The 16,978-nt window shown below is 72.2% G+C and carries 21 protein-coding genes; 5 read left to right on the forward strand and 16 right to left on the reverse strand.

Translation table 11 applies throughout. The features are described 5' to 3' along the window. Positions 1–75: 75 nt before the first annotated feature. Positions 76–651, reverse strand: a complete 576-nt coding sequence (locus BA175_RS10955; RefSeq protein ID WP_056796454.1) for a sigma-70 family RNA polymerase sigma factor — start codon at positions 649–651, stop codon at positions 76–78. Between the two features lie 297 nt (positions 652–948). Beyond that, positions 949–1,560 (reverse strand): response regulator transcription factor, encoded by a 612-nt coding sequence (locus BA175_RS10960; RefSeq protein ID WP_003948568.1) that lies wholly within the window; start codon positions 1,558–1,560, stop codon positions 949–951. Positions 1,561–1,980: 420 nt separating this feature from the next. On the opposite strand from BA175_RS10960, the gene BA175_RS10965 reads away from it, so the two are divergent. Beyond that, positions 1,981–2,316, forward strand: a complete 336-nt coding sequence (locus BA175_RS10965; RefSeq protein ID WP_069171120.1) for a WhiB family transcriptional regulator — start codon at positions 1,981–1,983, stop codon at positions 2,314–2,316. A 169-nt stretch (positions 2,317–2,485) separates the two neighbouring features. Here BA175_RS10965 and BA175_RS10970 read toward each other — a convergent pair whose 3' ends face one another. Next, positions 2,486–3,376, reverse strand: coding sequence for a LysR family transcriptional regulator (locus tag BA175_RS10970; protein ID WP_069171121.1), 891 nt, complete (start codon positions 3,374–3,376; stop codon positions 2,486–2,488). 81 nt (positions 3,377–3,457) lie between these two features. Here BA175_RS10970 and BA175_RS10975 point away from each other — a divergent pair, with 81 nt between their 5' ends. Both BA175_RS10975 and BA175_RS10980 read left to right on the forward strand, forming a co-directional pair. Next, entirely contained in the window at positions 3,458–4,126 is a 669-nt protein-coding gene (locus tag BA175_RS10975; RefSeq protein ID WP_069171122.1) for an MOSC domain-containing protein, read from the forward strand. Between the two features lie 116 nt (positions 4,127–4,242). Beyond that, positions 4,243–5,016, forward strand: a complete 774-nt coding sequence (locus BA175_RS10980) for an SDR family NAD(P)-dependent oxidoreductase (protein ID WP_069171123.1) — start codon at positions 4,243–4,245, stop codon at positions 5,014–5,016. Positions 5,017–5,110: 94 nt separating this feature from the next. Here the strand turns inward: BA175_RS10980 and groL are convergent, their stop codons facing one another. From groL to BA175_RS10995, 3 genes are all read right to left on the reverse strand, one after another. Further along, entirely contained in the window at positions 5,111–6,736 is a 1,626-nt protein-coding gene (groL, locus tag BA175_RS10985; RefSeq protein ID WP_069171124.1) for a chaperonin GroEL, read from the reverse strand. Positions 6,737–6,834: 98 nt separating this feature from the next. Beyond that, positions 6,835–7,143 carry a co-chaperone GroES gene (gene groES / locus BA175_RS10990; RefSeq protein ID WP_003966899.1) on the reverse strand — a complete coding sequence of 103 codons (309 nt, stop codon included), beginning with the start codon at positions 7,141–7,143 and terminating at the stop codon, positions 6,835–6,837. 288 nt (positions 7,144–7,431) lie between these two features. Beyond that, on the reverse strand, positions 7,432–8,382 hold the full coding sequence (locus BA175_RS10995) for a polysaccharide deacetylase family protein (RefSeq protein ID WP_438947326.1): 951 nt from the start codon (positions 8,380–8,382) through the stop codon (positions 7,432–7,434). A gap of 123 nt (positions 8,383–8,505) precedes the next feature. Between BA175_RS10995 and BA175_RS11000 the strand changes: the two genes are divergently transcribed. Further along, positions 8,506–9,720, forward strand: a complete 1,215-nt coding sequence (locus BA175_RS11000) for a THUMP-like domain-containing protein (protein ID WP_069171126.1) — start codon at positions 8,506–8,508, stop codon at positions 9,718–9,720. Positions 9,721–9,750: 30 nt separating this feature from the next. Here the strand turns inward: BA175_RS11000 and BA175_RS11005 are convergent, their stop codons facing one another. The 8 genes from BA175_RS11005 to tsaB all read right to left on the reverse strand — a co-directional run bounded on the left by BA175_RS11005 (position 9,751) and on the right by tsaB (position 15,185). Then, on the reverse strand, positions 9,751–10,023 hold the full coding sequence (locus BA175_RS11005; protein ID WP_069172051.1) for a DUF1876 domain-containing protein: 273 nt from the start codon (positions 10,021–10,023) through the stop codon (positions 9,751–9,753). A gap of 232 nt (positions 10,024–10,255) precedes the next feature. After that, positions 10,256–10,720, reverse strand: coding sequence for a VOC family protein (locus BA175_RS11010; protein ID WP_069171127.1), 465 nt, complete (start codon positions 10,718–10,720; stop codon positions 10,256–10,258). A 124-nt stretch (positions 10,721–10,844) separates the two neighbouring features. Beyond that, positions 10,845–12,086, reverse strand: coding sequence for an RNA polymerase sigma factor (locus tag BA175_RS11015; RefSeq protein ID WP_107407581.1), 1,242 nt, complete (start codon positions 12,084–12,086; stop codon positions 10,845–10,847). Between the two features lie 77 nt (positions 12,087–12,163). Further along, entirely contained in the window at positions 12,164–12,520 is a 357-nt protein-coding gene (locus BA175_RS11020) for a YciI family protein (protein ID WP_069171129.1), read from the reverse strand. Positions 12,521–12,647: 127 nt separating this feature from the next. Next, positions 12,648–12,926, reverse strand: coding sequence for a hypothetical protein (locus BA175_RS11025; protein WP_069171130.1), 279 nt, complete (start codon positions 12,924–12,926; stop codon positions 12,648–12,650). Then, positions 12,923–14,035: a tRNA (adenosine(37)-N6)-threonylcarbamoyltransferase complex transferase subunit TsaD gene (gene tsaD, locus BA175_RS11030; RefSeq protein WP_069171131.1), complete on the reverse strand. Its 1,113-nt coding sequence runs from the start codon at positions 14,033–14,035 to the stop codon at positions 12,923–12,925. The genes BA175_RS11025 and tsaD overlap by 4 nt, the downstream gene beginning before the upstream one ends. After that, positions 14,035–14,526, reverse strand: coding sequence for a ribosomal protein S18-alanine N-acetyltransferase (gene rimI, locus BA175_RS11035; RefSeq protein WP_069171132.1), 492 nt, complete (start codon positions 14,524–14,526; stop codon positions 14,035–14,037). Before rimI ends, tsaD begins: the two co-directional genes overlap by 1 nt. Continuing rightward, a complete protein-coding gene (gene tsaB, locus BA175_RS11040; RefSeq protein WP_254667851.1) occupies positions 14,523–15,185 on the reverse strand; it encodes a tRNA (adenosine(37)-N6)-threonylcarbamoyltransferase complex dimerization subunit type 1 TsaB in 663 nt (220 codons plus the stop codon). Before tsaB ends, rimI begins: the two co-directional genes overlap by 4 nt. A gap of 156 nt (positions 15,186–15,341) precedes the next feature. Between tsaB and BA175_RS11045 the strand changes: the two genes are divergently transcribed. Further along, entirely contained in the window at positions 15,342–15,902 is a 561-nt protein-coding gene (locus BA175_RS11045; protein WP_069171133.1) for a hypothetical protein, read from the forward strand. Between the two features lie 157 nt (positions 15,903–16,059). Here the strand turns inward: BA175_RS11045 and BA175_RS11050 are convergent, their stop codons facing one another. Together BA175_RS11050 and tsaE are read right to left on the reverse strand one after the other, a co-directional pair. After that, the gene (locus BA175_RS11050) at positions 16,060–16,272 is read right to left on the reverse strand and encodes a hypothetical protein (RefSeq protein WP_069171134.1); all 213 of its coding nucleotides are present in this window, start codon (positions 16,270–16,272) and stop codon (positions 16,060–16,062) included. A gap of 169 nt (positions 16,273–16,441) precedes the next feature. Further along, the gene (gene tsaE / locus BA175_RS11055) at positions 16,442–16,963 is read right to left on the reverse strand and encodes a tRNA (adenosine(37)-N6)-threonylcarbamoyltransferase complex ATPase subunit type 1 TsaE (protein WP_069171135.1); all 522 of its coding nucleotides are present in this window, start codon (positions 16,961–16,963) and stop codon (positions 16,442–16,444) included. Positions 16,964–16,978: the final 15 nt, after the last annotated feature.

Genomic DNA, 16,978 nt, shown 5'->3' on the forward strand with positions numbered 1-16,978 from the left:
GTCTCATTCCACGAACAAGATCACCCGGCGCTTGTGTGGCTCGCTCCACACCGCGGGAGCCTCCGGAGCCGGGCTCTACTGACCCGCGAGTGCCCTCAGCCTGCTCAGTGCGCGGTGCTGCGCGACCCGCACCGCACCCGGCGACATCCCCAGCATCTGTCCCGTCTCCTCCGCGGTCAGTCCGACCGCGACCCGCAGGACCAGCAGCTCGCGCTGGTTCTCCGGAAGATTGGCGAGAAGCTTCTTCGCCCAGGCCGCATCGCTGCTGAGCAGGGCGCGTTCCTCCGGACCGAGCGAGTCGTCGGGGCGCTCCGGCATCTCGTCGGAGGGCACCGCGGTCGATCCGGGGTGCCGCATCGCGGCACGCTGGAGGTCGGCGACCTTGTGGCCCGCGATCGCGAAGACGAAGGCCTCGAAGGGTCTTCCGGTGTCCTTGTACCGCGGCAGCGCCATCAGCACCGCGACACAGACCTCCTGCGCCAGGTCCTCCACGAAGTGACGGGCGTCACCGGGCAGCCGGTTCAGCCGGGACCTGCAGTAACGCAGGGCCAGCGGGTGGACGTGGGCCAGCAGGTCATGGGTGGCCTGCGCGTCACCGTCGACAGCACGGTGCACCAGAGCACCGATCACCGTCGTCTCGTCGTCGCGCATCGGACCATGGTGCCTTGGTGCCGTCTGTTCCGCGGCATCGCGTCCGGAGTTGTGCACCGAAGCGTTATCAGCGGGTGTACGGGCCTCATGAGCGGGTGCGCCGGATGTCATGGCCTGCGCCCTCCCCTTCCGCTCGACCGAATCGTTCCCGAGGAACTCCACGTCTCAAGGATGCGGCATCGGCCGGGAAGCGTCACACAGCGCTGGTGGGGAGGTCCCGGCCGCGGGCCCGCCGCCACCGTCGTCCCGTCCGCCGATGTGCGGACGGGTCGTACGGCTACCGGCCTCGCCGCCTCATCAGCGGACCAGGCCCCAGCGGAAGCCGAGCGCGACGGCGTGCGCGCGGTCCGAGGCCCCGAGCTTCTTGAACAGACGCCTCGCGTGCGTCTTCACCGTGTCCTCCGAGAGGAACAGCTCGCGCCCGATCTCGGCGTTGGAGCGGCCGTGGCTCATGCCTTCGAGCACCTGGATCTCCCGTGCCGTGAGGGTCGGGGCCGCCCCCATCTCGGCCGACCGCAGCCGGCGCGGGGCGAGCCGCCATGTCGGGTCGGCCAGCGCCTGGGTCACCGTGGCCCGCAACTCGGCGCGCGAGGCGTCCTTGTGCAGGTATCCGCGGGCGCCGGCGGCGACGGCGAGAGCCACGCCGTCCAGGTCCTCGGCGACGGTCAGCATGATGATCCGGGCCCCCGGGTCCGCGGAGAGCAGCCGCCGCACCGTCTCCACACCCCCCAGGCCGGGCATGCGTACGTCCATCAGAATCAGATCCGAACGATCGGCCCCCCAGCGGCGGAGGACTTCCTCGCCGTTGGCCGCCGTCGTCACCCGCTCGACGCCGGGCACGGTCGCAACCGCGCGACGGAGCGCTTCTCGGGCAAGCGGGGAGTCGTCGCAGACGAGGACGGATGTCATGACCGTCCTCCGCAGCTGATGCGCGTCACCTTGAGCCTCCAGGCTGGTACAAGTCGTCACCTGTGCGGTCGACCCCCTCGGACACCTGCCCGAGCTCGTTCTCCGTCAACCGCTTCCCCCTCCTCAACGACGGTCACTCGAAAGAGTTACGGGCCGCGACCTCCGGTTCGGCACTCTAAGTGAAGGACCGTACACGGAGGAGAACGACGCGAGATCATTCACTCGTCAACCGATCTTTCACCCGGAGGCATGCCCTATTTAGCTGGTTTTCTTCCATTTTGCTGGAGTCTGTGACTACATTCGCAATCAGTCATATTTACATCTACTTACACCGTAGATGTACCGTCGGGACTCCGGTCGCCGGCGAACGACGGTCGAGGGTGCCGTTTCCGACTCAGCAAGGTTTCGAGGGGACACGCAATGGCAGATTTCTCCCGCCTTCCCGGACCCAACGCAGATCTGTGGGACTGGCAGTTGCTGGCCGCCTGCCGCGGGGTCGACAGTTCACTGTTCTTCCATCCCGAAGGAGAGCGCGGGGCCGCCCGGAGCGCCCGCGAGGCCTCGGCGAAGGAGGTCTGCATGCGGTGTCCGGTACGCGCCGAGTGCGCGGCCCACGCCCTCGCGGTACGGGAGCCCTACGGCGTCTGGGGCGGCCTGACCGAGGACGAGCGCGAGGAACTCATGGGCCGCGCCCGCAACCGCCTGATCTCCGCCCACTCGGGAGCCACGCCGGGAACACCCGACGGTCCCACCTGACCCTTCGCGCCCCGAACCGATCGCAGAAACGTTTCCCCGCACCTGGCGCGCCCGCTGTCGGACGTGGCGCCCCGGGTACGGCACGGCGTCCTCCGCCCGCGCGGCTCCTAAGACACGCCGCCGCCCACGCCCGCGACTGCCACCACGGGACGCCCGGCGCGCCGGGCGCTCAGCGCGCGGCCGCCAGGCAGAGCTGGTCCAGGGTGGCCGCCACCGCCGGGACGCGGGCCAGGTCGGGCAGGGTGAGCGCGACGATCTCCCGCTCCACCGCCGGCTCCACGGTGACGGTCCTGGTCCCTCTCGGGCGGACCGACTCGACGGCCAGCTCGGGCAGGACGGCCACGCCCAGCCCCGCGCCCACCAGCCCGACGACCGCCGGATAGTCGTCGGTGGCGAAGTCGATCCGGGGGGTGAACCCGGACTCCTCGCAGACCTCCACCAACTGGCGCCTGCAGCGCGGGCACCCCGCGATCCACGGCTCGTCGGCGAGTTCGCCGATGTCCACCGCCTCCGCATCCGCCAGCCGGTGCCCCTCGGCCACCAGACCCACCAGCCGGTCCGTGAGCAGCGGGCGGACGACCAGGTCGTCCCACTCGCCGCCGGCCGTCCCGTACCGGAACGCCAGCGCGATGTCGCAGTCCCCGTCGCGCAGCAAGTCCACCGAGCGCGGCGGCTCGGCCTCGACGAGCGATACCCGGGTCCCGGGGTGTGCGGCCCGCAGCGCGGCCAGGGCGCCCGGTACCAGCGTGGAGCTGCCGCTGGGGAACGACACGAGCCGGACCCGCCCCGCGCGAAGTCCGGCGATCGCGGCGACCTCCTCCTCGGCCGCGGTCAGCCCGGCGAGGATGCCTGAGGCGTGGCGCACCAGCGCCTCACCGGCCTCGGTGAGGCGCATCTCCCGCCCCGTACGGATCAGCAGCGGGGTGCCCGCCGAGGACTCCAGCGCCTTCATCTGCTGGCTCACGGCGGGCTGGGTGCAGCCCAGCTCACGGCCGGCGGCGGAGAACGAACCGGTGGTGGCTACGGCGCGCAGGACACGGAGATGACGGGCTTCGATCACCCTTCCACCATAAGCGGTGCTTGCAGAAGTGGCCCCATGGTCAAGAGCGCCTTTTAGGGCCGAATGGTTACCGTATGCGGCATGAAGGTGCTGAGCGTGAACCTGGGCCGTCCCACCCCCTCCCCCGACACCGGCGCTCCCGGCGGTGTCACCGGGATCGACAAACGGCCGGCCGACGGCCCCGTCCTGGTCACCGACCCCGGTCCCAAAGGCCGGGGCGGCAGCGGCCTGGCCGGCGACGCCGTGTGCGACGTGCGCCACCACGGCGGCTCCGACCAGGCTGTGTACGCCTTCGCGCGCGAGGAGCTCGACGCCTGGGAGGCGGAGCTGGGCCGGCCCCTGCCCAACGGCACGTTCGGTGAGAATCTGACGACCCTCGGCCTGTCGGTGAGCGGCGCCAGGATCGGTGAGCGCTGGCGGATCGGCGGCGGGGCGGTCCTGGAGGTCACCTCCGGCCGCATACCGTGCCGCACGTTCGCGGGCCACCTGGGTGAGAGGGGCTGGGTGAAGCGGTTCACCCGGACGGCGGCCACGGGCGCCTACCTGCGCGTGGTCGAACCGGGGGCGATCCGCAGCGGCGATCCGGTCGAGGTCGTGCACCGCCCGGCCCACGAGGTCACCGCCGCACTGCATTTCCGTGCCGTGACGACGGAGCGTGAGCTGCTGCCGCTCCTGCTGGCCGCCGGGGAGGCGCTGCACCCGGAGGCGCTGCGCAAGGCCCGGGAGTACGTCGCGGCGCACGCGTCCTGACGGCCCCTACGCGCGCCGCGATGCGGGGCCGCGTACCGACGCCCCGGGCACGGTCGTCGGTGGGGAAGGGCGGGCGGGCCGACGGACTGCGCGGCCGGGGCACTAACGTGCCGCGTATGACGACTGCACTGATTACGGGCGCGACGGCGGGGATCGGCGCCGCCTTCGCACGGCGGCTCGCGGGTGACGGGCACAACCTCGTGCTGGTGGCCCGTGACACGGAGCGGCTGCGCGCCCAGGCCACCGAACTGCACGACCGGCACGGCATCGAGGCCGAGGTGCTGACGGCGGACCTGTCCACGGACGCCGGGATCGAGGCGGTCGAGTCCCGGCTGTCGACGCCCACGAGCCCTGTCGACCTGCTGGTCAACAACGCCGGCTTCGGCATCAAGGGCCGCTATCTGGACGTCTCGACGGCCGACGAGCTGACGATGCTGAAGGTGCACTGCGAGGCTGTGCTGCGCCTGACCTCGGCGGCGGCGGCGGGGATGCGGGAGCGGGGCAGGGGCGGGGTGGTGAACGTGGCCTCGGTGGCGGCGTTCGTGCCCCGGGGGACGTACGGGGCGTCGAAGGCGTGGGTCGTGCAGTTCACCCAGGGCGCGGCGAAGGACCTGGCGGGTACGGGGGTCCGGCTGATGGCGCTGTGCCCCGGCTTCGTCCGGACGGAGTTCCACGAGCGGGCCGGGATGGGTACGGACAACATCCCCGGCTGGATGTGGCTCGACGCGGACAAGCTGGTCGCGGCGGCCCTGGCCGATCTGGCCCGGGGCAGGTCCGTCTCCGTGCCGGACCCCCGGTACAAGGCGCTGATGGGCCTGGTGAAGGTGACACCGCGGGGGCTCCTCGGCGGGGTGACCTCCCGGGCGGGCCGGAGCTACGGGCCCCGCTGACCGGGGTACCGCCCGGACACGCACCGGAGCCCGGTGCCCCCGCGACGGGGGTACCGGGCTCCGGCGGTGTACGGGACGGCCGTACAGGGGCGGGCTAGTGCGAGTGGCCGTGGCCGCCGTGACCGGCGTCGGCCTCTTCCTCGGCCGGCTTCTCGACGACCAGGGTCTCGGTCGTGAGCAGCAGCGCCGCGATGGACGCGGCGTTCTCCAGGGCGGAGCGGGTGACCTTGACCGGGTCGATGACGCCGGCCTTGACCAGGTCGCCGTACTCGCCGGTCGCGGCGTTGAAGCCCTGGCCCTTGTCGAGCTCGGCGACCTTGGAGGTGATGACGTAGCCCTCCAGGCCGGCGTTCTCGGCGATCCAGCGCAGCGGCTCGACGGCGGCGCGGCGGACGACCGCCACACCCGTGGCCTCGTCGCCGGTCTTGCCGAGGTTGCCCTCGAGGACCTTGACGGCGTGGACGAGGGAGGAGCCACCACCGGAGACGATGCCCTCCTCGACCGCGGCGCGGGTCGCGGAGATGGCGTCCTCCAGACGGTGCTTCTTCTCCTTGAGCTCCACCTCGGTGGCGGCACCGACGCGGATCACGCAGACGCCGCCGGCCAGCTTCGCGAGGCGCTCCTGGAGCTTCTCGCGGTCCCAGTCGGAGTCCGTGGACTCGATCTCGGCCTTGATCTGGTTGACGCGGCCCTTGACGTCCGCGGCGTCGCCGCCGCCGTCGACGATGGTCGTGTCGTCCTTGGAGACCGTGACGCGGCGCGCGGTGCCCAGGACGTCCAGTCCGGCCTGGTCGAGCTTGAGGCCGACCTCCTCGGCGATGACGGTCGCACCGGTGAGGGTGGCGATGTCGCCGAGCATGGCCTTGCGGCGGTCACCGAAGCCCGGGGCCTTCACCGCGACGGCGTTGAAGGTGCCACGGATCTTGTTGACGACGAGCGTGGAGAGAGCCTCGCCCTCGACGTCCTCGGCGATGATCAGAAGCGGCTTGGAGCCACCCGACTGGATGACCTTCTCCAGGAGCGGGAGCAGCTCCTGGATGGAGCCGATCTTGCCCTGGTGGATCAGGATGTACGGGTCGTCGAGGACGGCCTCCATACGCTCCTGGTCGGTCACCATGTACGGGGAGAGGTAGCCCTTGTCGAAGGCCATGCCCTCGGTGAACTCGAGGTCCAGACCGAAGGTGTTGGACTCCTCGACGGTGATGACACCGTCCTTGCCGACCTTGTCCATCGCGTCCGCGATGAGCTCGCCGACCTGGCTGTCCTGCGCGGAGAGCGCGGCGACGGCGGCGATGTCGGACTTGTCGTCGATCGGGCGGGCGGTCGCGAGGAGTTCCTCGGACACGGCCTTCACCGCGGCGTCGATGCCCTTCTTCAGGGCGGCCGGGGACGCGCCCGCGGCGACGTTGCGCAGACCCTCGCGGACGAGCGCCTGGGCCAGGACGGTGGCGGTGGTGGTGCCGTCACCGGCCACGTCGTTGGTCTTGGTCGCCACCTCCTTCACCAGCTGGGCACCGAGGTTCTCGTACGGGTCGTCGAGCTCGACCTCGCGCGCGATGGTGACACCGTCGTTGGTGATGGTGGGGGCACCGAACTTCTTGTCGATGACGACGTTGCGGCCCTTCGGGCCGATCGTCACCTTCACCGTGTCGGCAAGCTTGTTGACGCCGCGCTCAAGGGCGCGACGGGCGTCCTCGTCGAACTTCAGAATCTTCGCCATGGGCTGAGCTGTCCTCTCAAACGAACTGCGCCCCTCGCCGCCCGGCTAGTTGTCTCGCAGGCGGCCAGGGGCGCAGAACAGAAGCAAACGTGGGTGAATTACTTCTCGACGATCGCGAGAACGTCGCGCGCCGAGAGGACGAGGTACTCCTCGCCGTTGTACTTCACCTCGGTGCCGCCGTACTTGCTGTACAGAACGACATCGCCGGTCTTGACGTCGAGCGGAAGGCGCTCGCCGTTCTCGAAGCGGCCCGGGCCCACGGCCAGGACGACGCCCTCCTGGGGCTTCTCCTTGGCGGTGTCCGGAATGACCAGGCCGGAAGCCGTGGTCTGCTCGGCGTCGAGCGGCTGGACCACAATGCGGTCCTCGAGCGGCTTGATCGCAACCTTGGAGCTGGTGGTCGACACGATCCGGTCTCCCCCTTCGGAGATCTCACGGGGTTTAACAGTCTGTGGGTGGCGACCAGGCCGATCCGTCGTCGCGGGTGCCGGACCTGCCCTGTCGCAGAAGTGCTGGCACTCTCCAGTGGGGAGTGCCAGCACTGAGACTATGACCGGGATTAGCACTCGGTCAAGCGGAGTGCCAATTGACCACCCTCGCGTGGCGCGGCCGGCCGGGCCACGCCCGCACAACGCGGGACACGCCGCCAGGGTTCCGCACGGGTCCCGCCGGGCCCCCGCGCGGCGGACGGCCCGTCAGACGTAGTCCTCCAGCCGGGCCACGGCATACCCCTTGGCGGTGACCGTCCTCATGACGTTGCGAATCATGTCGGCCATGGAAGCGCCCCACTCCCCGCGCCCCCGGAAGTGGGTGAGGATGATGTCACCGGGGTGCAGGTCCCGGTCCCACTCGCGCCACTCCATGTGATCGGGGAACGCCTCGGAGGCCCACAGGGGCACGGCCCTGATGCCGCAGGACGCGGCGATGCGCAGGGTGTCGCCGTTGTAGTTGCCGTACGGCGGCCGGAAGAGGGTGGGCCGTTTCCCGAACTGCTTCTCGATCCGGTCCTGCGAGCCGCAGATCTCCCGCCGCTGCTCCTCCGCGGAGAGCCCGGGGAGGTAGGGGTGGCTCAGCGTGTGATTGCTGAGGGTGACGCCCCGGGCCTGCATGTCCGCGAAGTAGCCGTAGTCGTCCTTGACCTCGTAGTCGCTGAGGAAGGCGCTGTACGGGATCTTCAGTTCCGACATCATCCTCAGCAGTTCGGGGTCCTTCTCGGCGCCGTCGTCCATCGTCAGGAAGACGATGCGCTCCTCGGTGGGCACGGTGGTGAAGACCGGCGGAAGGTCCTCCCCGCCCTCGACCTCGAAGCCCTCACGGGTGGTGATGTGCGGCTTCCGGGCCGGTGGCGGCGGGGCGGTGAGCGGGACCTTCGCCAGCCCCCACTTCCTCGCGGCGGCGACGCGGGCGGCCTGCTGCCGCTTCAGGCGCGCCGCCTCGGCCACCGCTTCGGCCTTCGCCCTGGCGGCGGCGGCCGCCTCGGCCTCCGCCGCGACGGGGCCCGGCTGCCCGGCGGCGGCCCCCGGCTCCCCGGCGGCCGGCTCCCGCCCCACCACGGCCCCCCCGTGCGGGCGGTCGCCGCATCCGGAGGCTGCTGCGCCGATCAGCAGGGCGACCAGAACCCCGCAGACCTTTCTATGAGGGTTCATGACCCTTTTTTCATTTTGTCGTACTAGTTGCATGGCGCCGCATCCTGCCACCGGGGCACCGGCCGTCCCGGGCGACACCTCCGCCGCACCCGGCGCGTCCCCCGCCTGGCTCACAATGGAGCCGTGAACGCCCTTCCCCCTGCCGACCGGACCGACCCGCTCGCCGCACTCGCCGCCCTGCGCACCCCGCAGGGAGCGGCGCTCCTGGACGAGCTGCGCGACCACGATCCCGCCCGGGAACTCGCCACCGCGACCCGGCTGCGCCGCACCCACCCCACCGCCCTGGTGTCGGCGGCGCTCGGTCAGGCCCGGCTGCGACAGCGCGCGGTGGCGAAGTTCGGGGCGGCCGACGCGTACCGCATGTTCTTCACCCCCGACGGCGTGGAGCAGGCGACCCGGACCTCCGTCGCCTCCCACCGTGCCGGGCGGTTCGCCGGGCTCGGGGTGCGGAGCGTCGCCGACCTGTGCTGCGGCATCGGCGGCGACGCCGTCGCCCTCGCCCGCGCGGGCATCGCGGTCCTGGCCGTGGACCGCGACCCGCTGACCGCCGAAACGGCCCGCGCCAACGCCGAGGTGCTCGGCCTGGCGGACCTGATCGAGGTGCGGTGCGCCGACGTCACGGACATCGACACCTCCCCGTACGACGCGGTCTTCGTCGACCCGGCCCGGCGTGGCGGGCGCGGCCGGATCTTCGATCCGGAGGCGTACTCGCCCCCGCTCTCCTGGGCGACCGCCGCCGCCCTGAAGGCACCCCGCGCCGCACTCAAGATCGCGCCGGGTGTACCCCACGAGGCGATCGGCCCGCTCGCCGAGGCCGAGTGGATCTCGGACGGCGGCGAGGTGAAGGAGGCGGTCCTCTGGTTCGGCGACGGTTTCGCCCCCGGCGCGTTCCGGGCCACCCTGTTGCCCTCCCGCGCGACCCTGACCGCCGCCGCCCCGCTCCCCCCGCCGCCGGTCGGCCCGGTGGGCCGGTACCTGTACGAGCCGGACGGCGCGGTCATCCGCGCCCACCTGGTCGCCGCCGTCGTCGAGCAGTGCGGGGGCCGGCTGATCGACGAGACGATCGCGTACGTCACGAGCGACACGCGGCACGACTCCGACTACGCCACCGCCTACGAGATCACCGATCAGCTGCCCTTCCACATGAAGAGGCTGAAGGCCCTGCTGCGGGAGCGCGGGGTGGGGGTCCTCACCGTCAAGAAGCGCGGCTCCGCGGTCGAACCCGAGGAGCTGCGGCGGAAGATGAAGCTCCAGGGGCCGCACTCCGCCACCGTCTTCCTGACCCGGGTGGCGGGCGCCCCGACGATGCTGGTCGGGCACCCCGTGAAGCGCCCCTGAAGCGTTCGCCGGCCGGCCGGCCCGGCCCGGTCACGTCAGCGGGTACGAGGTCCGGCCCGCCGCTTCGTCGATCTCGTCGTGCGCCTTGGTGAGCAGCTTCATCGCCAGTTCGTTGAGCGCGCGGGCACCCGCGATCTCCTCACCGACCCTGGGCTGTTCCGCGTCGGAGGGGTGCCGGCTGGCGTATCCGTGGGCCCGCACCTCGGTCCCGTCGCTCAGCCGTACGAGTGCGGCCGCACGGGTACGGTGCGTGTCCTCCTCGAACTCCAGCTCGACATGCCAGCCGACCGTGGTCTCCATCATGACGGTCACCTCCCGGAAGATTCCTTCTTCCAGCGTGCGCCCACTTCCCGGGAGGCGCACGCGCCGGCCGTCTCGGAGACTGTCGGGTGACCTGGGATCGAGAAGCGCACGCGGCCCGGTGCGTACGATTCCAAGGTGCCGAGAGGCCCTCGCAGCGGAGCTACGCGGTCGGCAACGCGGAAGCGTGTGTGCCGGGGCGTGGCCGCCCGGTCAGAGGTCACCCGACAGGCTCTCAGGCGTTCCGGACCGCCTCGATGTCCAGCTTCCGCATCCCCATCATGGCCTTCATGGCCCGCTCCGCCTTGGCCGGATCCGGGTCGGCGAACAGCTCGACCATGCCGCGCGGGACGATCTGCCACGACAGGCCGTACCTGTCCTTGAGCCACCCGCACTGGCCCTCCTCGCCGCCCTCGGTGAGCGCGGCCCACAGCCTGTCGACCTCCGCCTGGTCCTCGCAGTCGACGGTCAGCGAGATCGCTTCGGTGAACGGGAACTGCGGGCCGCCGTTGAGGGCGACGTACTCCGTGCCGGCGAGGCTGAACTCCACGGTCATGACCCTGCCCGCCTCGACCGGGGCGCCCTCGGCGTAGTGGGTGACGTTCTGGACGCGGGAGTCTCCGCCGAAGACCGAGACGTAGAACTCCGCGGCTTCCTCGGCCTGGTCGTCGAACCACAGGAAGGTCTTGATCTTCTGCATGGGCCTCTCCTCACTCGGTGCGGTACGTCCCGTCCGGTGCCGGACGCGGCCGCCGCGCGCGCGGTCGGTCGACGCGGCACCCGGAAGGACCTGGTGCACGGTAGACCCCGTCCGGCGCCGGGACTCATCGCGACACGTCCCGGGCGCGGGAGAGCAGCAGCGCCCGCTCACGCGCGTTGCGGGTCAGCTCAGCCGCCCGCAGGAACTCGGCCCGCGCCTCCTCGTCCCGCCCCAGCCGCTCCAGCAGGTCGCCGCGCACGCTGGGCAGCAGGTGGTAGGCGGTGAGCGCCGGGTCGTGCGTGAGCGCGTCCGTCAGGGCGAGGCCCGCCGCGGCGCCCTCGGCCATGGAGACGGCCACCGCGCGGTTCAGTTCGACCACGGGGGACGGCGCGGTCTTCGCCAGGGTGCCGTACAGGGCGGCGATCGTCACCCAGTCCGTGTCCTCGTAGCGGAAGGCGCGGGCGTGGCATGCGGCGATCGCGGCCTGCAGGGCGTACGGGCCGGGGGCGCCGCCCGCCGCGTGCGCCCGTTCCAGCGCGGCGAACCCCCGGCGGATCAGCAGCCGGTCCCAGCGCGAGCGGTTCTGGTCCGCGAGCAGGACGGGTGCGCCGTCCGCCCCCGTCCGGGCCCTGGTCCGTGAGGCCTGCAGCTCCAGCAGGGCCACCAGCCCCTGCACCTCGGGCTCACGCTCCATCAGGCCGGCCAGCAGCCGGGCCAGCCGCAGCGCGTCCTCGCACAGCGCGGGGCGCAGCAAGTCGTCGCCCGCGGTTGCCGCGTATCCCTCGTTGAAGATCAGGTAGATGACGTCGAGTACGGAGCTCAGGCGGGCGGCCCGCTCGGCACCTTCCGGCACCTCGAAGGGGACCCCGGCCCGGCCCAGGGTCCGTTTGGCGCGGACGATGCGCTGGGCGACGGCCGGCTCCGTGGCCAGGAAGGCGCGTGCGATCTCGCCGGTGGTCAGTCCGCCGAGCAGACGCAGGGTGAGGGCGACGCGCCCCTCGGTCGGGAGCACCGGGTGGCAGGAGGTGAAGACCAGCCGGAGCAGGTCGTCGTCGATGTCCTCGGGGTCGGCGGGCTCGGGCGGCGGCACGTCCTCCAGGGCCCGTCCGACTTCGGCGAGCTTGCGGGCGTAGGTCTCCTTGCGGCGTACGAGGTCGATCGCCCGGTGCTTCGCCGCGGCCGTGAGCCAGGCACCGGGCCGGTCCGGGACGCCGCTACGCGGCCACTGCTCCAGCGCCGCGACGAGGGCGTCCTGCGCGAGCTCCTCGGCGATGCCCACGTCCCGCACGACGCGCGCCGTCGCGGCGATGATCCGCGCCGAGTCGATGCGGAACACGGCTTCGACGGCACTGCTCACTTCTGTCACGGCCACCCATCAGAGCAGCCGGGGGCGGGGTCGGCAAGCCGCTGCCGCCCCGCCCGGGTGCGGTGGGACCCCGCCCGTCAGCCCTGGGCGATCTCGCGGATCTCGGAGGTGACGTTCCAGTACTCCTCGTGGGTCGCCAGGAAGCGCTTGGTCCACTCCAGGGCCTCCGCCTTGTCCTTCGCCTCGATGAGCGCGTACCCGCCGACGACTTCCTTCGTCTCGGTGAACGGCCCGTCGGTGACGGTGAACTCGCCGTTGGACCAGGTGACCCTGGTGCCCTGGGAGGTCGGGGTGAGCCCGGCGGTGTCCAGCAGGACGCCGGCCTTGGTCATCTCCTCGATGAGCTCGCCCATGCGCTGCATCAGGCCCTCGCTGGGGCCCTCCGCGGGGGTGTTGTTCTCGTCCATACGGATCATCGTCAGATAGCGCGGCACTTCTTCTCCTCGGATCGCGCGGCGGGCTGTTCCCGCCTCTTACCCCTGCGTCGAACGGGGAGGGCCCGGATCGACACGTCCGCGGGAAATTCTTCCGTGGAGTTCCCTGCGCGGCCGTCGGGCCCGGTCAGCCGCCCGCCGGGCCGAGGGACTCGAAGCGCCACCGGTGCACGGGCCGGGTGATCAGCGCGGCGTCCGGTTCGGGCAGCTCGGGCAGGTCGTCCCCGTACGCCGCCTCCCACCAGGTGAGGACGAGCACCCGGTCCTGCGGGGCGCGCAGGAGTTCGGCGCGCAGCGGGGGCCGGGCCAGCTCTCCGGCCCTGGCCCGGGCCCACTCCAGCAGCTCCGGACCGCGGCCCTCCGCGGCCCGGGCCTCCCACATCAGGGCGACGGTCGTGCCGCTCATGAGTAGAGGTTGTCCTTGCTGATCTCGTGCACGTGGTCGTGACCGACGCCATGGGCGTGGGCGTGCGCGCCGGGGACATGGGTCTCGGTGACGGGCAGCGAGGAGTCCGCCGAGAGTTCCAGGTCGGAGGCGGGGCGGTTGCGGGCCACCATCTCCGCGCCCAGCGCGGCGACCATCGCCCCGTTGTCGGTGCACAGCCCGGGCCGGGGCACGCGCAGCCTGATCCCGGCCCGCTCGCACCGCTCCTCGGCCAGGGCCCGCAGCCGCGAGTTGGCCGCGACTCCGCCGCCGATCATCAGGTGGTCGACGCCCTCGTCCTTGCAGGCGCGGACGGCCTTGCGGGTGAGCACGTCGACGACCGCCTCCTGGAAGGACGCGGCGACGTCCCGTACGGGCACGTCCTCGCCGGCCGCCCGCTTGGCCTCGATCCAGCGCGCCACGGAGGTCTTGAGGCCGGAGAAGGAGAAGTCGTACGCGGGGTCACGGGAGCCGCTCAGCCCGCGGGGGAACGCGATCGCCTTCGGGTCGCCCTCCTTCGCCAGCCGGTCGATGACCGGGCCGCCGGGGAAGCCGAGGTCCAGCACACGGGCGATCTTGTCGAACGCCTCGCCCGCCGCGTCGTCGATGGTCGCGCCGAGCGGCCGTACGTCGCGGGTGATGTCGGGGGCCAGCAGCAGCGAGGAGTGCCCGCCGCTGACCAGCAGCGCCATGGTCGGCTCGGGGAGCGGGCCGTGTTCCAGCTGGTCGACGCAGATGTGGGAGGCGAGGTGGTTCACCCCGTAGAGCGGCTTGCCCAGCGCGTACGCGTACGCCTTGGCGGCCGACACGCCGACGAGCAGCGCGCCGGCCAGCCCGGGGCCGGCCGTGACCGCGATGCCGTCGAGGTCGCGGGCACCGACGCCGGCCTCCTTCAGGGCGCGCTCGATGGTGGGGACCATCGCCTCCAGGTGTGCGCGGGAGGCGATCTCCGGGACGACACCGCCGAAGCGGGCGTGCGTGTCGACGCTGGAGGCGACGGCGTCGGCGAGCAGCGTCGTCCCGCGCACGATGCCGACGCCGGTCTCGTCGCAGGAGGTTTCGATACCGAGTACGAGCGGTTCGTCAGCCATCAGTCAGTCTCTGTTCCTTGTACGGTCAGCCGCATGACGAGTGCGTCGACGTTCCCCGGCTGGTAGTAGCCCCGGCGGAAGCCGATGGGTTCGAAGCCGAAGCGTTCGTAGAGCTTCTGGGCGCGGGTGTTGTCGACACGGACCTCCAGGAGCACCGCGGTGCACTCGAGGGCGGTGGCGTGTCTGAGCAGGTCGGTCAGGAGTTCGGATCCGAGGCCTCCGCCCCACTGGCCCCGGCTGACGGCGATCGTCTGTACGTCGGCGAGGTCGCCGGCCGTGGCGAGGCCCGCGTAGCCGACGATCCGGCCGCTCGCGGGGTCCTCGGCGACGACGTAGCGGTGGGTGGCCTGCGGGCCGCGGGCCCGCGCCAGCTCGGACCAGAACATGCCGGCCGACCAGGCGTCCTCGGGGAACAGTTCGTGTTCGAGCTCCAGCACCGGGTCGATGTCCCACCAGCGCATCTCGCGGAGCACAGCGGTCGCGGTCGTCACCGGGGGGTGACCACCTTGTAGTTCTTCGGGACCTGGGCGTCGGGCCTGCGCAGGTAGAGCGGCTGCGGCGGCAGCAGGCCGGTCCCGGCGGCGAGGCGTTCGGCGGCGAGGGCGGCGAGCGCCCCGGCCCGGACGTGCTCGGGGCCCCGGGCGCCGGGGAACGCGTCCGGGTGGAGCAGGGCGCCCGCGCCGACGACCGGCAGGCCGGCGAGCCGGCCGGCGATGTCGGCGGGCCGGTCCACGCCGGGCTCCCCGGTCCGGGTGCGGGCGTCCTCGTACCGCGCCCAGTAGACCTCCTTGCGGCGCGCGTCCGTGGCGACGGCGAACGGTCCTTCGAGGCCGTCCAGGCCGGCGGCGTACGCGAGGCCGTCGAGCGTGCACACGCCGTGCACGGGGACGGAGAGGGCGGAGCCGAAGGTCGCCGCCGTGACCAGGCCGACGCGGAGCCCCGTGTAGGGACCGGGGCCGACCCCGACGACGACGTCCGTCACGGCGTCGAGTCCCAGTCCGGCCTCGGTCAGGACGCGGTCGACGGCGGGCAGCAGCAGCTCCCCGTGCCTTCGGGCGTCGACCTGGCCGGTCTCGGCGACGACGGAGGTTCCGTCGTGCAGGGCGACGGTGACGGCGGGGGTGGCGGTATCCACGGCGAGCAGGAGCACACAAACAGCCTACGGCTCCGCCGACTCGGGTACGCGCGCCCCGTACGTCGTCCCGGTACGCCCTTCCGCTGCTGGTACCGTCGCCCGGGTACACACGTGTACGACGTAAATGCTTGTACGACTTACGACGGACGGCATGCGAAAGGGGAGCGTACGGTGGCAAGGGGCAGCTCGGGATTCGTGGCCGGGCTCACCGCCGCGGCGGTGGCCGCGGTCTGTTTCCTCGCCTACCAGGCCTCGGCCAACGCGCCGGACTCGGTCGCCGCCCCCTCCCCGGGCGCCTCCGGAACCGCGGCGGCCTCGCCCACCCCGAAGCCCTCTCCCCCGCCGCAGCCGCTCGCGGTCCCCGCGGACTCGGGCACCGGGACGAGGGTGGTCTACGCGCTGAAGGACCGGCGGGTCTGGCTCGTGGACGGCAACGAGAAGGCGCTCCGGACGTTCACGGTCATGCCGAGCGCGGTCAGCCCGCCGCCCGGCGTCTACGGGGTGACCTCGCGGTCCGGCAGCATCAAGGGCTCGGACGGCGTACTGATCGAACACGTGGTGCGTTTCGCGAACGTCGACGACGTCTCCGTGGGCTTCAGCGCGGCGCAGGACGGCTCGATGCAGAGCCCGGACCCGACGCTGAAGACCGGTGGGGTGCGGATGAAGCGCCCCGACGGCAATGCGATGTGGACCTTCGCGACGGTGGGCGCCAAGGTCGTCGTCGTCCCGTAGCCCGTCCTCGTACGAGGCGGGACGGGCCCGGACCGTCGGGCCCGGCGGCGCGGCGTACGGCACAGGGGTGTCCGGACCGGATGTACGTGGACGTCCCGACGGCGCGGCGAGGTGCCGCGGCGCCCGTCACGCGTCCGCCGGAACGGCGGGAGTGCTCTCAGGCGGCGTCACGTCCGGCGGCCGGGTGCGCCCGCCCGTCGTCCTCGCGTCCGTCCTCGTCCAGGTCCTGGTGATCCGCGTCGCGCGGCGGCGTCGAGACCGCCGTCGCGGCGGCGCAGGAGGCCAGCAGGTCCCGCATCGTCACCGCGGACGGCGACGGCGGCTCGGCCTGCGGCGACTGTGGCCGCACTTCTCGCTCGGGTGCCGGCATGGCATGCCTCCTCGGGCTCGGACGGGAGACCCGGCCGGTAGAAGTTAGGTTAACCTAACCAGGCCTCCCGCCCATGTGAACACGGCCGGTGCCTCCCGCGCAACATTTTACCGACACCCTGTCGGAACACGTCCGCGCGGTGCGGCCCCGGCCGTCCTCCCGGCAGGGGTCAGACCGCGGCCAGATCCGTCCGCAGCCCGGCCCAGCGTGCCCCGATGCCCACCAGGGTCACCGTGCGGCGCTCGTCGTCGGTGTCACCGACGGCGCGGTCGATCACCACGTGGAGCCGGTCGTCCGACAGCTCCTCGACCTTGCCCTCGCCCCACTCCACGACGACCACCGAATCCGGCAGCGACACGTCGAGGTCCAGGTCCTCCATCTCGTCCAGGCCCCCGCCCAGGCGGTAGGCGTCGACGTGGACCAGGGCGGGGCCCGCGCCCAGCGGCGGGTGGACCCGGGCGATCACGAAGGTGGGCGAGGTGACGGCGCCGCGTACCCCGAGGCCCTCGCCGAGGCCCCGGGTGAGGGTGGTCTTGCCCGCGCCGAGCTCGCCGGTGAGCATCACCAGGTCGCCGGGGGCCAGCACACCGGCGATGCGGCGGCCCAGCTCCCGCATCTGTTCGGGGGACTCGACGGCGAGGTCCAGGGTGACGGCGCCCGGTGCGGCGGTGTCGTGTGCTGCTGCTTCCATGCCGTCCAACGTTAC

This window comes from Streptomyces griseus (assembly GCF_001715295.1).
Taxonomy (GTDB): Bacteria; Actinomycetota; Actinomycetes; order Streptomycetales; family Streptomycetaceae; genus Streptomyces; species Streptomyces griseus_G.

Bases quoted from the DNA above. Each gene is read 5' to 3' on its own strand.
- BA175_RS10955 (WP_056796454.1), bottom strand. From the start codon at position 651: ATGCGCGACGACGAGACGACGGTGATCGGTGCTCTGGTGCACCGTGCT.
- BA175_RS10960 (WP_003948568.1), bottom strand. From the start codon at position 1,560: ATGACATCCGTCCTCGTCTGCGACGACTCCCCGCTTGCCCGAGAAGCG.
- BA175_RS10965 (WP_069171120.1), top strand. From the start codon at position 1,981: ATGGCAGATTTCTCCCGCCTTCCCGGACCCAACGCAGATCTGTGGGAC.
- BA175_RS10975 (WP_069171122.1), top strand. From the start codon at position 3,458: ATGAAGGTGCTGAGCGTGAACCTGGGCCGTCCCACCCCCTCCCCCGAC.
- BA175_RS10980 (WP_069171123.1), top strand. From the start codon at position 4,243: ATGACGACTGCACTGATTACGGGCGCGACGGCGGGGATCGGCGCCGCC.
- groL (WP_069171124.1), bottom strand. From the start codon at position 6,736: ATGGCGAAGATTCTGAAGTTCGACGAGGACGCCCGTCGCGCCCTTGAG.
- BA175_RS10995 (WP_438947326.1), bottom strand. From the start codon at position 8,382: ATGAACCCTCATAGAAAGGTCTGCGGGGTTCTGGTCGCCCTGCTGATC.
- BA175_RS11005 (WP_069172051.1), bottom strand. From the start codon at position 10,023: ATGATGGAGACCACGGTCGGCTGGCATGTCGAGCTGGAGTTCGAGGAG.
- BA175_RS11010 (WP_069171127.1), bottom strand. From the start codon at position 10,720: ATGCAGAAGATCAAGACCTTCCTGTGGTTCGACGACCAGGCCGAGGAA.
- BA175_RS11025 (WP_069171130.1), bottom strand. From the start codon at position 12,926: ATGAGCGGCACGACCGTCGCCCTGATGTGGGAGGCCCGGGCCGCGGAG.
- tsaD (WP_069171131.1), bottom strand. From the start codon at position 14,035: ATGGCTGACGAACCGCTCGTACTCGGTATCGAAACCTCCTGCGACGAG.
- BA175_RS11050 (WP_069171134.1), bottom strand. From the start codon at position 16,272: ATGCCGGCACCCGAGCGAGAAGTGCGGCCACAGTCGCCGCAGGCCGAG.
- tsaE (WP_069171135.1), bottom strand. From the start codon at position 16,963: ATGGAAGCAGCAGCACACGACACCGCCGCACCGGGCGCCGTCACCCTG.